Annotated in this window: 12 protein-coding genes; 3 read left to right on the plus strand and 9 right to left on the minus strand. The window is 64.5% G+C overall.

What is annotated here, in order from left to right:
* Positions 1-59 precede the first annotated feature (59 nt).
* The 3 genes from hisG to hisS all read right to left on the minus strand — a co-directional run bounded on the left by hisG (position 60) and on the right by hisS (position 3,559).
* Positions 60-758, minus strand: coding sequence for an ATP phosphoribosyltransferase (gene hisG, locus AC56QP_RS09060; RefSeq protein ID WP_489860014.1), 699 nt, complete (start codon positions 756-758; stop codon positions 60-62).
* Positions 755-1,876, minus strand: coding sequence for an ATP phosphoribosyltransferase regulatory subunit (locus tag AC56QP_RS09065; RefSeq protein ID WP_489860013.1), 1,122 nt, complete (start codon positions 1,874-1,876; stop codon positions 755-757). The genes hisG and AC56QP_RS09065 overlap by 4 nt, the downstream gene beginning before the upstream one ends.
* A 177-nt stretch (positions 1,877-2,053) precedes the next feature.
* Positions 2,054-3,559: a histidine--tRNA ligase gene (gene hisS, locus AC56QP_RS09070; protein ID WP_489860012.1), complete on the minus strand. Its 1,506-nt coding sequence runs from the start codon at positions 3,557-3,559 to the stop codon at positions 2,054-2,056.
* Between the two features lie 249 nt (positions 3,560-3,808).
* Here hisS and AC56QP_RS09075 point away from each other — a divergent pair, with 249 nt between their 5' ends.
* Positions 3,809-4,063: a hypothetical protein gene (locus AC56QP_RS09075; protein ID WP_489860011.1), complete on the plus strand. Its 255-nt coding sequence runs from the start codon at positions 3,809-3,811 to the stop codon at positions 4,061-4,063.
* Between the two features lie 3 nt (positions 4,064-4,066).
* Here the strand turns inward: AC56QP_RS09075 and AC56QP_RS09080 are convergent, their stop codons facing one another.
* A complete protein-coding gene (locus AC56QP_RS09080; RefSeq protein WP_489860010.1) occupies positions 4,067-4,705 on the minus strand; it encodes a DNA-3-methyladenine glycosylase I in 639 nt (212 codons plus the stop codon).
* Positions 4,706-4,920: 215 nt separating this feature from the next.
* Between AC56QP_RS09080 and AC56QP_RS09085 the strand changes: the two genes are divergently transcribed.
* Together AC56QP_RS09085 and AC56QP_RS09090 are read left to right on the plus strand one after the other, a co-directional pair.
* A complete protein-coding gene (locus AC56QP_RS09085; RefSeq protein WP_489860009.1) occupies positions 4,921-5,658 on the plus strand; it encodes a L,D-transpeptidase in 738 nt (245 codons plus the stop codon).
* Positions 5,659-5,930: 272 nt separating this feature from the next.
* Positions 5,931-6,851 carry a bifunctional 5,10-methylenetetrahydrofolate dehydrogenase/5,10-methenyltetrahydrofolate cyclohydrolase gene (locus tag AC56QP_RS09090; RefSeq protein WP_489860008.1) on the plus strand — a complete coding sequence of 307 codons (921 nt, stop codon included), beginning with the start codon at positions 5,931-5,933 and terminating at the stop codon, positions 6,849-6,851.
* Positions 6,852-6,866: 15 nt separating this feature from the next.
* On the opposite strand, the gene glcF is transcribed toward AC56QP_RS09090, so the two are convergent.
* The 5 genes from glcF to AC56QP_RS09115 all read right to left on the minus strand — a co-directional run bounded on the left by glcF (position 6,867) and on the right by AC56QP_RS09115 (position 12,001).
* Positions 6,867-8,192, minus strand: a complete 1,326-nt coding sequence (glcF, locus tag AC56QP_RS09095; protein WP_489860007.1) for a glycolate oxidase subunit GlcF — start codon at positions 8,190-8,192, stop codon at positions 6,867-6,869.
* A 68-nt stretch (positions 8,193-8,260) separates the two neighbouring features.
* The gene (locus AC56QP_RS09100) at positions 8,261-8,656 is read right to left on the minus strand and encodes a DUF4870 family protein (RefSeq protein WP_091585976.1); all 396 of its coding nucleotides are present in this window, start codon (positions 8,654-8,656) and stop codon (positions 8,261-8,263) included.
* Positions 8,653-9,909, minus strand: coding sequence for an FAD-binding protein (locus AC56QP_RS09105; RefSeq protein ID WP_489860006.1), 1,257 nt, complete (start codon positions 9,907-9,909; stop codon positions 8,653-8,655). Before AC56QP_RS09105 ends, AC56QP_RS09100 begins: the two co-directional genes overlap by 4 nt.
* 75 nt (positions 9,910-9,984) lie before the next feature.
* On the minus strand, positions 9,985-10,452 hold the full coding sequence (locus AC56QP_RS09110) for an endonuclease domain-containing protein (protein ID WP_489860005.1): 468 nt from the start codon (positions 10,450-10,452) through the stop codon (positions 9,985-9,987).
* A gap of 52 nt (positions 10,453-10,504) precedes the next feature.
* Positions 10,505-12,001, minus strand: coding sequence for an FAD-linked oxidase C-terminal domain-containing protein (locus AC56QP_RS09115; protein ID WP_489860004.1), 1,497 nt, complete (start codon positions 11,999-12,001; stop codon positions 10,505-10,507).
* Positions 12,002-12,124: the final 123 nt, after the last annotated feature.

Consider the following 12,124-nt stretch of genomic DNA (forward strand, 5'->3'; position numbering starts at 1 on the left):
CCCGGCGGGGCAGTGGAAATCCGTCGATGGTCGTGGAGGCAGGAAGGCCCCCTCCGCCGCTATCCGGCTACCGCAGCCATTTTCTTGGCGATGTCGCGCAACAGAGCCTCGTCGGCCGCCGCACGCGTCTTCTTCGACGCCACCAGGCAAGCCTGCGACTTCAACACCACACCATCGCCCAGCACCTTGAGATGATTGGCGCGCAAGGTCGAGCCGGTGGTGGTGATGTCGACGATGACATCGGCGAGCCCGGCTGCCGGTGCCCCTTCGGTGGCGCCGAGGCTTTCGACGATGCGGTAGACCTGGATGCCATGTTTCTGCGAGAAGAATTGCTGGGTCAGCCGCCAGTATTTGGTGGCGATGCGCAGCCGCCTGCCATGGCGCTGGCGGAAATCCGCGGCGACGTCGTCGAGATCGGCCATGGTGTCGACGTCAAGCCAGATGTCGGGCACCGCCACCACGACATCGGCGGTGCCGAAGCCGAGACGGGCGACGATTTCGGCGCGGGTCTCCCAGTCGGCGAGATTTTCGCGCACCAGATCCTCGCCGGTGATGCCGAGATCGACCGCCCCCTGGCCGATCTCGCCGGCAATCTCGGAAGCCGAGAGGAACGCCACCTCGATACTTTCCGCGCCCTCGATGCGGGCGCGATACTTGCGCTCGTCGCCGGGCAGGCTGACGGCGAGGCCGGCCTTGGCCAGCACGTCCAGCGCCTGCTCCTTGAGACGGCCTTTCGACGGAATCGCCAGCGTGATCATTGCCCCGCCTCCCGTAGCGCGTCGATGCGGTCGAGCCAGACGGAAAAGCCGACACCGGGGATCGGCGTCTTCGCGCCAAGCAAGGTCAGCAACCGGTCATAGCGACCGCCGCCGGCCAACGGCCGGTCGCCGCTTTGCGCCGCGATTTCGAAGACCAGGCCGGTGTAGTAATCGAGCGGACGGCCGAAGGCGGCATCATAGCGGATTTTCTGCGCCGGCAGGCCATGCGCTTCAATCGCCGTGGCGCGGGCCGCGAATTTCTCCAGTGCAGGGGCCAGCGAAAGCCCGGCACCCGTGGCGAAGAAATCCAATGCCTGGGGGGCGGCGTCAAGCGGCACGTCGATCGCCAGAAAACCCTTCAGCGCCGCGAATGCCTCGTCGGACAGCCGCACGCTGCGCAGTTCGGCTTTCTCGATCAACCGCCGCGCGATGTCGGCCGGCGAGCGTCCGGCGGATGCCGACAGGCCCGCCTCTTCCATGCCGCTGGCGATGTGCGCGGACAGACCTTCCAGATCGCCGTCGAGGACAAGGGCAGCGACCGGACCCGAGAGCTGGCCGTTGCGCGGCGGATTGGCGAGATCGGCGAGCGCGGCCTCCAGCATCGGCGCCGAGCCGAAGGCGCGGGCAAGACGCATGCGCCAACCGCGCGGTAGCCCAAGGGCGGCCAGCACGGCCTCGAAAATGGTCTGGTCACCGAGCGTTATCGCCAATGCCTTGCCCGGCAGCACCAGGGCAAGCAGCGCGTGCGCGTCGGCGATGGAGCGAGCATCGGCTTCAGCGGTATCGCGGTCGCCGAGATCCTCGATGCCGGCCTGGAAAAACTCGTTGCCGCCTTCGCGGCGCTGGCGAAACACCTCGCCGAGATAGGAATAGCGGCGCGGCGTGCCGGCCTGCGAACTTATGTGGTCAAGGCAGACCGGAATGGTGAATTCGGGGCGCAGGCACAACGTCTGCCCGGTCTCGCTTTCGGTGAGGAAAATACGGCGGCGCAGATCCTCGCCGGCCATGTCGAGGAACGGGTCGGCCGGCTGCAGCACGGCGACCTCGACCGCATGTGTGTCGCGCGCCGCGAAGAGGTTGGTGATGTCGGCTGATATGGCGGGATAGCGCGAGGTCATGGATCGGACGGGCGCGAGGCACCCCCTCTGGCCTGCCGGCCATCTCCCCCGCAAGGGGGGAGATCGGCAGCTTGAGGCTCAGCGCCTCTTCTTCAACGCTGGAGATTGGCGAAAGCCCACGCGACATCCAATCTCCCCCCTTGCGGGGGAGATGGCCGGCAGGCCAGAGGGGGGTGTTCAAGCGCCACCTTTCGCGCGATCAGCGGCCTGCGCCGCCAGGATCTTCTTCACCTCGGCGACCAGTTCGCTTTCCGCCACCGTCACCTGCGCCGGGCGCGCGGCGCGCCATTCGGCGTTGCCGGTGATCTCGGCCGACATGCGCGCGCCTTCGATCAGGTCCTTGATCTGCAGTTCGCCCTTGGCGCGCTCGTCACCGCCCTGGATGACGGCGACGGGGCAGCCGCGCCGGTCGGCATATTTGAGCTGCGCCTTCATGCCGGCGCCGCCAAGATACATTTCGGAGCGGATGCCGGCGGCACGCAGCTCCGCCACCATCTTCTGGTAACGGCCGAGGCTGTCGGTGTCCTTGTCCATCACCAGCACGACGACCGGTGCGATGACATCAGAGGTGTCGAGCTTGCCGAGGTTCTTCAGCGCGGTCATCAGCCGGGAAACGCCAATGGAGAAACCTGTCGCCGGGACAGGCTCGCCACGGAAGCGCGAGACGAGACCATCATAGCGGCCACCGCCGCCGACCGAGCCGAAGCGGACGATCTGGCCGTCCTCATTGGGGATTTCGGCCAGCAGCTCGGCCTCGAAGACGGGCCCGGTGTAGTATTCGAGGCCGCGCACGACAGAACGATCCATGGCAATACGGTCTTCGCCGTATCCCGCCGCCCTGACCAGGGCTCCGATCGTCGAGAGTTCGCCAACGCCTTCCTGGAAGACCGCGTTCGCAGTGACATTGGAATCCTGGCCGGCCTGTTCATTCCTTGCCGTCGCGAGAAGAACCGCCTCGGCCTGCGTGGCATTCAGCCCGGCGCCCTTGGCAAAGTCGCCTTCGCCTTCCTTGCCGCCATCCCAGCGCCCCGGTCCCAGCAGAAGTCTCACGCCTTCCGGGCCGAGCTTGTCCAGTTTGTCGATTGCCCGTAGCACCGTCAGCCGGCGGCCGGCATTTTCGTCACCGCCAAGGCCGATCGCTTCGAGCACGCCGTCGAGCACCTTGCGGTTGTTGACGCGGATGACGTAGTCGCCACGCTTGATGCCGAGCGCTTCCATCACGTCGGCCATCATCATCGCCATCTCCGCATCGGCCGCCACGCCCGGCGTGCCGATCGTGTCGGCATCGAACTGCATGAACTGGCGGAAGCGGCCGGGGCCGGGCTTCTCATTGCGGAACACCCAGCCGGAGCGATAGCTGCGATAGGGCTTGGGCAGGCGCTCGTAGTTCTCGGCGACGAAGCGCGCGGTCGGCGCGGTCAGGTCATAGCGCAGCGACAGCCACTGGTCGTCATCGTCCTGGAACGAGAACACGCCTTCGTTCGGCCGGTCCTGGTCAGGCAGGAACTTGCCCAGCGCGTCGGTGTATTCGATCAGCGGCTGGTCGGCCGGTTCGAAACCATAAAGCTCATAGACCGAGCGGATCGTCGCCATCATCTTCTCGACGGCGCGGATGTCCTCGGCGCTGCGGTCGGCAAAACCGCGCGGCAGTCGCGCTTTCGTCTTTTCCGATTTGTCGGCCATGAGTTGGGGTCTTTTTGTTGGGTAAATGCGGACATGTTTCGAGTGCGCGTGTCCTAACCGATGCGGCAGGGAGCGGCAAGGCCGGTGAGGCGCACCATGTCGGCCTTCGGCGACAGCGAGCATCCATCTTCGCTCAAACCTCATCTGAAACAAAAACGCACCGAAAATGAAACAATCCCGCCATGAGCCCGGCATTGTGCCGACACAATCGCCGCCGATAAAGCGCACCGAAGCGAAGGGGTTCGGGACATGACAACGGCTGTAAAATTTCATGCCATCGATGGCAGTGTCGGCGAACTGCCCGCACGTCTGCGCCCCGCCGACAGTCATGCGCCGAAAATGGTCAGCCAGGTCGCGGGTCCGTTCGAGATAACGGCCAAACACGGCAAGGGACCTACGATGCGCGACGCGTTGATGACCGGCCTGCTGGTGATCTATCCGGCGCTTGCCACGGTGGCGGCGATCGTCGCGGGGCTCTTCCTGGCCGGCGCCAACGGTACCTGAGCCCTACTTCGGCCGTTTGAAAGCCTTCCGTTCCTTCTCGACTTGCTTGCGGCAGGCGCAGCCCTCGAGATGATCGTTGACCAGGCCCATCGCCTGCATGAAGGCATAGACCGTGGTCGGGCCGACAAAGCTCCAGCCGCGCTTCTTCAGTTCCTTCGAAATCCGAACCGAGACCGCCGTGGTCGGGTTGGCGCGCAGATGGGCGAGGTCGACGATCTCGGGCCGTTCGTCCTTGCCGGGTTCGAACTTCCAGAACCAGGCGGCCAGCGAGCCGAATTCATCGGCCATCTCGCGGGCGCGCTTGGCGTTGTTGACGGTCGAGACGATCTTGCCGCGGTGGCGGATGATGCCGGCATTGCCGAGCAGGCGTTCGACATCCTTGTCGGTGAAGGCGGCGACCTTGTCGAATTCGAAATTGGCGAAGGCCTGGCGAAAATTCTCCCGCTTGCGCAGGATGGTCAGCCACGACAGGCCCGACTGAAAGCCTTCGAGGCAGATCTTCTCGAATAGCCGGCGGTCATCCGCCACCGGCCGGCCCCATTCATGGTCGTGGTAGTGCAGATAGTCGGGCAGGTTGCCGTGCCAGAAGCAGCGCACGATACCGTCGGGGCCGGCAAGCAGGCCGGTATTTTCTGTTTCCATGGCGACAAATCCGTTCGTTAACGCGCCTTTGCGCTGCATTTACCGCGGCTTTACCAGATTCCTGAACCCGGCGGTAACCACACCAAAAGGTTTACTGACAGTCCTGCATTTTACGCATTCCGATTCATGTTTCGGTTGCTGCTTCCACGCCAATGATCGCCGAACCGGGAGGACGTTTCCACCCGTTTGTGTTCGACGATCAAGGTGCGTTCCAGATGAAGAGAGTTCTGTTTCCCTTGCTCAGCGCCGTGGCTGTGTTTGCCGCTGGCGTCACACCCTCCTCCGCCGGCGACCGCTATGTCGACCGGCCGCCGGTGATGGTGAGCCCCGACCTTTCCGCGCCCTGGGTGCTGCAGCTTGGCCATGCGCCCGGCATCGTCCGGCAGAACCGCCAGTCCGTGCAGCAACAGCCGCGCCTGCGCTATGCGCAGCCCGATCGTGTGCAGACGGCGGCCGTGCAGGCGCCGGCCAAGCGCATGGTCATGCGTCCGCAGATCAATCCGATCTACCTGCCGCAGGAAGTCGCCTATGACGGTCCGCAGAAGCCAGGCACGATCGTCATCGATACCACGCAGAATTTCCTGTTCCTGATCGAGAAGAACGGCAAGGCACGGCGTTATGGGGTCGGCACCGGCAAACCGGGCTTTGAATGGTCGGGTACCCACAAGATCACCAACAAGCGCGTCTGGCCGGACTGGCGCCCGCCGGCGGAGATGATCAAGCGCGAGGCCGCCAAGGGCCGCTACCTGCCGACCTATCTTGCCGGCGGCATGGAGAACCCGCTCGGCGCACGCGCGCTTTATCTCGGTACCACGGAATACCGCATCCACGGCACCAACCAGCCGTGGACGATCGGCGGCGCGGTGTCGTCGGGTTGCATCCGCATGCGCAACGAGGACGTCGTCGACCTCTATGAACGGGTCAATGTCGGAACCACGGTCGAGGTGATATAGTTCCTGACGCGAATCACTTGGCCGGCAAAGCAACCAGCTTTTCCAGGCCAGTCCAGAGATAACGGGGGACGGGCCGTATGGGGATGCGGTCAGTCAGGAAGGGCAGCACGGGAAACCGCGCTGCCCTTTCCATTTTCGAGCAAGACGCGGCCTGGCATCGGGCCTAAATTTCGACCGCACGTCGCGCAACGGGCATAGCGGTTCGCTTTCGTGCTGCCCTTCACTGCATTCTTTTGCTATCTCGGCGCAAGTTCCATCGAGAGAGTTCATCCATGCCCTTGTCCGATGACAGCCGCTATCTCAGAGGCGGCCCGGTCGCCCAGCGCATCATTGCAGCCGTGCGCGAGGATGCGGCGATTGCCAAGGCCGAAGGCTTTCCGCCCAAGCTGATCTCGATCACCGTCGGCGACACCGATGCTGTGGACGTCTATGTGCGCAACCAGCGCGCCAAGGCCGAGCTCGCCGGCATCGATTTCGAGGAGCGGCGCTTTCCCGCCATCATCACGTCAGGCGAATTGGAAGCGGCGATCCACGGCCTGAATGCCGATCCGCGCGTCACCGGCATCATCATCCAGCGGCCAGTGCCGGCGCATATCCCGATCAGGACTCTGCAGGCGGCCGTGCACCCGCTCAAGGATGTCGAAGGCATGCATCCGGCTTCGATCGGCAACATCGTCTACAACCAGCTCGACCTCGCGCCATGCACGGCGGCCGCCTCGGTCGAACTGCTGAAGGAAACCGGCCTCGACCTCAAGGGGCTGGAAGTGGTCATCGTCGGCCATTCGGAAATCGTCGGCAAGCCGATCGCCTTCCTGTTGATGAGCGAAGGCGCGACAGTGACGGTCTGCCATCACATGACGCGATCGGTCGCCGCCCACGCGCGTCGCGCCGATGCGCTGTTCGTCGCGGTCGGCAGACCCCGGCTGATCAAGGCCGATATGGTGAAACCCGGTGCGGCCGTCATCGACATCGGCATCAATTCCGAGATCGGGCCTGATGGGGCGAGCCGCATCGTCGGCGACGTCGACACTGAAAGCGTGCGCGAGGTTGCCTCGTGGATCACGCCGGTACCGGGCGGTGTCGGCCCGATCACCGTCGCGATCCTGCTGCGCAACACGATGGTGGCGCTCAGCCGGCAGCGAGCCCTCTACGAGGCCACCTACGGCACAGCCGACAGGCTCGCGGCGGAGTAAGCGCCGCGACAGGCCCTACTCCGCGGCGACCAGGCTCTCGTCCACAACGCCTTCCGGCTTCGGCCCGCCATAGGCCCAGTCGAGCAGCTTTACCGTGTGCACCACCGGCATCCTGGCGGCGGAAGCGATCTGCGTGATGCAGCCGATATTGCCGGTGGCGGCGATTGCAGCGCCCGTTGCCTCGATATTTCGGACCTTGCGATCACGCAGCTTGGCTGAAATCTCGGATTGCAGGATGTTGTAAGTGCCGGCCGAACCGCAGCACAGATGGCCCTCGCGCGGCTCTCGCACGACGAAACCGGCTTTGGCCAGCAACTCCTTCGGCTGGCGAGTGATCTTCTGGCCGTGCTGCATCGAGCAGGCCGAGTGATAGGCGACCACCGTGCCCGGCTTGCGCACGGGTTCGGGCAGGTCGAGAGTTGCCAGATATTCGGTGATGTCCTTGGCCAGGGCCGAAACGCGCGCGGCCTTGTCAGCATAGGCCGGATCGAGGCGCAGCATGAAGCCATAGTCCTTGATCGTCGTGCCGCAGCCCGAGGCGGTTATGACGATGGCATCGAGCCCGCCTTGTTCGACGGCGCGCGTCCAGGCGTCGACATTTTGCCTGGCCGAAGCAAGGGCGGCCTCTTCGCGACCCATGTGGTGGACCAGCGCGCCGCAGCAGCCCTCGCCCGGCGGCACCACGACCTCGACGCCGAGCCGTGTCAGCAGCGAAATCGTCGTCTCGTTGATGGCGGGATCAAGCACCGATTGCGCACAGCCGGTGAGGATGGCGACGCGACCCTTCCTGGTCCCCTGCCCGGCATGGATACCCGGCGAGGCCATCGGCGAAGCGGCCGGGATCGATGCCGGCGCGAGCTTCAGCATTGCGCCGAGCGGCTTCAGCGCCGGGATCTTTTCGAACAGGCCAATGAACGGCTTGCCCAGCTTCGCCAGCCTGAGCGCGGCACGAAAGCGCTGGGGATAGGGCAGGACAAAGGCGAGCATGGCGCGGGTCAGGCGGTCAAGCAGCGGCCGTTTGTAGGTCTCCTGGATATGGGCGCGGGCATGGTCGACCAGATGCATGTAGTTGACGCCCGACGGGCAGGTGGTCATGCAGGCAAGGCACGACAGGCAGCGGTCGATATGGGTTACGATCTCCTTGTCGGCCGGACGGCCGTTTTCCAGCATGTCCTTGATCAGGTAGATGCGCCCGCGCGGTGAATCGAGCTCGTTGCCGAGCGTCACATAGGTCGGGCAGGTGGCAGTGCAGAAGCCGCAGTGCACGCATTTGCGCAGGATCTTTTCCGATTCCGCGACGTGCGGATCGGCAAGCTGGGCAAGCGAAAAATTGGTCTGCACTAGAAAATTCCTTACTGTCCGAGCATGAGCTTTTCCGAAAGCCGGTCCCCGCTTCTCGGGATCATGCTCTAAAGTCCGAGGAACCAGCTTTCCGGGTTCTTGACCGGCTCGCCGCGCTGCAGCGCCTGAAGGCCGAGGATGCAGCGGGCGATGAACCAGACGGCGACGGCGAACATCAGCAGGAAACCGATCACCACGAAGATCAGCACCGCCGAGATCAGCGCATAGAGCAGGCCGATCCAGAAGGTGCGGATCAGGAATGTGTAGTGGCTTTCGACGAAGCCGCCGGCCTTGCCACGGTTGACATAGGCGAGAACGATGCCGACAAGGCCGCTGATGCCGATGACGAGGCCGGCGAGATACAGGATGTAGATGACCAGCGCATTGGTCGGCCCCGGTTCCAGCCAGCGATCGGTCTGGCGCGGTGCGGGCTTGTCGTTCTGGCCGGAATTGATGTCGCTCATGGTGTCGCTCCCTGGGTTGCGATGCCGAGAGTAGCAGAGCCTGCGCCCAGCGCCATGCGGCCGGGGTTGAGGATGGCCTTGGGATCGAACTCGGCCTTGAGCCTGGCCGACAAGGCAGCCAGGTGCGGCGCCTGCGGCTCGAACACCGGCACGGCGGCGCGATGGGCAGGTGCGGCACGCACCAGCGTCGCGTGGCCGCCGCCATGTTTCCGCAACAGCCCGCGCAGCAGTGCGGCTTCGGGATCGCCCTCTTCCATGCGCAGCCACACCAGCCCGCCCTGCCAGTCATAGAAGGCGCTGACGGCAGCCTGCATGCGCAGGGTCAACACCATCTGGTGGCCCTGGGAAGGCGTCATCGACACCCGCCAGACCGGCTTCTCGCTGCCGTCGGCGAAAGGCCTGATATCGCGTACATCGCGCCAGATCACCCTTGAAGCCTCGCCGGAAATCTCCGCCAGGGGTCCGGCATTGCCGAGCAGCGTTTTCAGCGCGGCGATGCGGTAGGCGACGGACGGGCCAAAGCCTTCGACGCGCAGCAGCGTGGCGGCGTCGCTGCCGAGCGTGCCGCCGGCGACACGCGCGGCGATGCGCTCCGGCAGATGCGCGGCACTCGACACTTCTGCGCTGGAGCCGAGCGCCAGCGCCATGGCTGCGGCAGCCGCATCGTCGAGCAGGCCACGGATGGCGAGCGTGACTTCGGTCTCGGCGGCGGGCAACACCTTGAAGGTGACGTCAGTGAACACGGCCAGCGTGCCCCAGCTGTTGGCCATCAGCTTCGACATGTCATAGCCGGTGACGTTCTTGACCACCCGGCCGCCGGACTTGAAAGCCTCGCCACGCCCGGACACCACATTGATGCCCAGAATGTGGTCGCGCGCAGCACCCGCCTTCAGCCGGCGCGGACCGGAAAGGTTCGCGGCAAGCACGCCGCCGATCGTGCCTTTTCCAGGTTCGCCTCCGAGCAGCGGGCCGTAGTCCATCGGTTCGAAGGCCAGTTGCTGGCCGTTCTCCGCCAGCAGCTTTTCGATGTCGGCCAGTGGTGTGCCGGCCTTCGCCGACAGCACCAGTTCTTCGGGTTCATAGAGCGTGACGCCGGTGAGTTTCGACAGGTCGAGCGTGTGTTCGGTCTGCAGCGGCCGACCGATGCCGCGCTTGGAGCCGTGGCCGAGGATTTCCAGCGGCGATTCTTGCGCCACGGCCCAGGCGACGGTGGACAGGACTTCGGATGGGGTGGTTGGGGTGAAGGTGGTCATGGCTGTCTCTGGTTCCTCGCCCCCGCGAAGCGGGGAGAGGTGGCTCGGGCGAAGCCCGAGACGGAGAGGGGGCTATCATGGGGCGTCGCCTCCAACCTTCTTGGCCGCAAAAACCAACCTTAGATCTGAGGCGATCACGTCTTCGGCTAATCGCCCCTCCAGTGCCGCAAGGATGGTCTCGCAAACACTTGCCCGGTTCTTGAGTACGTCGACGTTCCAGAACCGAACTACAGAAAACCCTTCGCCACGCATGAATTCGTCGCGCCGTCTGTCGTACGAACTTTCGGCATGCTGACTTCCGTCTAGCTCAACGACCAGTTTTTCGCTGCGGCAGGCAAAATCCGCAAAATATGGCCCGATTGGCATCTGCCGGACAAATTTGTAGCCGCCGAGCTTTCTGGCTTTCAGCTCATTCCAAAGGTTTGCTTCCGCCGGATTGTCACCGTGGCGAAGCACACGGGCGCGGGCGATCTTCTCGGGCGAGCGGCGACTTGGCAGGTCGGTCGCAGACCCCCTCTCCGTCTCGGGCTTTGCCCGAGCCACCTCTCCCCCGCTTTGCGGGGGCGAGGAATCCTGCCTCCGAGACATCATCATCTCAAAACCTCGGAATGTCCGCAAACGGCAGCTTGCCGCCGGAAATGTGCATGCGGCCGAGTTCGGCGCAGCGGCGAAGCTGCGGGAACACCTTGCCCGGGTTGAGCAGATGGTTGGGATCGAAGGCGCATTTGACCCGCATCTGCTGGTCGAGGTCGATCTGGTTGAACATCTCCGGCATCAGGTCGCGCTTCTCGACGCCCACCCCATGTTCACCGGTGAGCACACCGCCGACCTTGACGCAGAGGCGCAGGATATCGGCGCCGAAGCTTTCGGCCTTGTCGAGTTCGCCCGGCACATTGGCGTCGTAGAGGATCAGCGGGTGCAGATTGCCGTCGCCAGCGTGAAAGACATTGGCGACGCCGAGGCCATATTTCTCCGACAGTTCGCGCATGCCGGCGAGCACGCGCGGCAGTTCCTTGCGTGGAATGGTGCCGTCCATGCAGTAATAGTCGGGCGATATGCGACCGACGGCAGGGAAAGCCGCCTTGCGACCGGCCCAGAAGCTCAGCCGCTCCTGTTCGGACTGCGAGATCCGGCAGGTGGTCGAGCCGTTGCGGATGGCTATCGCCTCGACGGCGGTGATGAGATGATCGACCTCGACCCCCGGCCCGTCGAGCTCGACGATCAGCAGCGCCTCGACATCGAGCGGATAGCCGGCATGGACGAAATCTTCCGCCGCGTGGATCGCCGGCCGGTCCATCATTTCCATGCCGCCCGGGATGATGCCGGCGCCGATGATGTCGGCGACGCACTGGCCGCCCTGCTCGCTGGTTGGAAAGCCGATCAGCAGGGCACGCGCCGTCTCCGGCTTCTTGAGGATGCGCACGGTGACCTCGGTGACGACGCCGAGCAGGCCTTCGGAGCCGGTCATGACGCCGAGCAGGTCGTAGCCTTCGGCGTCGAGGTGACCGCCACCGAGCCGCACCACCTCGCCGTTCATCAGCACCATCTCGATGCCGAGCACATTGTTGGCGGTGAGGCCATACTTCAGGCAGTGCACACCGCCGGAATTCTCCGCCACGTTGCCGCCGATCGAGCAGGCGATCTGGGAGGATGGATCGGGGGCGTAATAAAAGCCCTCCTGCTCGACGGCGATGGTGATGCCGAGATTGGTTACGCCTGGCTGGGCTATGACGATGCGGTTGGGGAAATCGATCTCGAGGATACGATTGAAGCGGCTCATGACCAGCAGCACCGCGTCCTCGAGCGGCAACGCGCCACCCGACAGCGAGGTGCCGGAGCCGCGCGGCACGACACGGATGTTGCGGTCGTTGCAGTATTTCAGCACACGGGAAACCTGCGCCACCGTTTCGGGCAAGACCACGACCAGCGGCAATTGCCGGTAGGCGGTGAGCCCGTCGCTCTCGAAGGCACGCATTTGATTGGTCGCGTCGACGACGCCCTCACCCGGAACGATGATGCGCATGTCGGCGACGATCTCGTCGCGCCGGCGCATTGTGGAGTCGTCTGGTTTCGGCATGGCCAGGCCGGACATCAGCAGCCTCGTTTCGAACAACTGGTCAAAATCTTTTACCAGTGAAGCGCGTTCGTTGCAAATCCTGCTTTGGTGGAGACTCCAACGTCATGGCCGGGACAAGCTTCCGCAGCGTCAATCTGC

The sequence above is a fragment of the Mesorhizobium sp. RCAM 05104 genome, from assembly GCF_059683645.1.

Coding starts and splice junctions, on each gene's coding strand:
- hisG (WP_489860014.1), bottom strand. CDS start 758: ATGATCACGCTGGCGATTCCGTCGAAAGGCCGTCTCAAGGAGCAGGCG.
- AC56QP_RS09080 (WP_489860010.1), bottom strand. CDS start 4,705: ATGGAAACAGAAAATACCGGCCTGCTTGCCGGCCCCGACGGTATCGTG.
- hisS (WP_489860012.1), bottom strand. CDS start 3,559: ATGGCCGACAAATCGGAAAAGACGAAAGCGCGACTGCCGCGCGGTTTT.
- AC56QP_RS09075 (WP_489860011.1), top strand. CDS start 3,809: ATGACAACGGCTGTAAAATTTCATGCCATCGATGGCAGTGTCGGCGAA.
- AC56QP_RS09090 (WP_489860008.1), top strand. CDS start 5,931: ATGCCCTTGTCCGATGACAGCCGCTATCTCAGAGGCGGCCCGGTCGCC.
- AC56QP_RS09100 (WP_091585976.1), bottom strand. CDS start 8,656: ATGAGCGACATCAATTCCGGCCAGAACGACAAGCCCGCACCGCGCCAG.
- AC56QP_RS09115 (WP_489860004.1), bottom strand. CDS start 12,001: ATGTCCGGCCTGGCCATGCCGAAACCAGACGACTCCACAATGCGCCGG.
- AC56QP_RS09065 (WP_489860013.1), bottom strand. CDS start 1,876: ATGACCTCGCGCTATCCCGCCATATCAGCCGACATCACCAACCTCTTC.
- AC56QP_RS09085 (WP_489860009.1), top strand. CDS start 4,921: ATGAAGAGAGTTCTGTTTCCCTTGCTCAGCGCCGTGGCTGTGTTTGCC.
- AC56QP_RS09105 (WP_489860006.1), bottom strand. CDS start 9,909: ATGACCACCTTCACCCCAACCACCCCATCCGAAGTCCTGTCCACCGTC.